The sequence below is a fragment of the Psychroflexus maritimus genome (assembly GCF_011089875.1).
GTDB lineage: Bacteria > Bacteroidota > Bacteroidia > Flavobacteriales > Flavobacteriaceae > Psychroflexus > Psychroflexus maritimus.
Map to the genome: position 1 here is coordinate 1 of NZ_JAANAS010000103.1, position 311 is coordinate 311.

The following is a 311-nucleotide window of genomic DNA, read 5'->3' on the forward strand; positions in this document are numbered from 1 at the left end:
TCTGTTTCAGTGACGCGGACAAAAATTTGCTGACTAGCTGTGGTGTAATCTTCGGGATTAGGGATTTCATTTTCGTTGTTTTGGGCATCGGTTTGAGTTTCGTAATACTGGATTTGGTGGTCGGATTCTTCTAAATCGTTTAAAATAAATTCCTGTTGAGACGTTAAATTTAAGGTCTGTACACCGGTTTGATCATCATCGCAGGCTTCTATGGGTGGAATAGCTTCAGGAGCTGCAATCACGGGAAGTAAGTCGATTTCCAATTCCAATTCGGTAAAGGAAACACAGCCGTTATTAACATCCGTAGCTCT

At 41.5% G+C, this 311-nt stretch carries 1 pseudogene; it reads right to left on the minus strand.

The annotated features are described in order from the left end of the window. Positions 1-311: pseudogene (locus tag G7034_RS10885) on the minus strand (hypothetical protein); the annotation flags it as partial.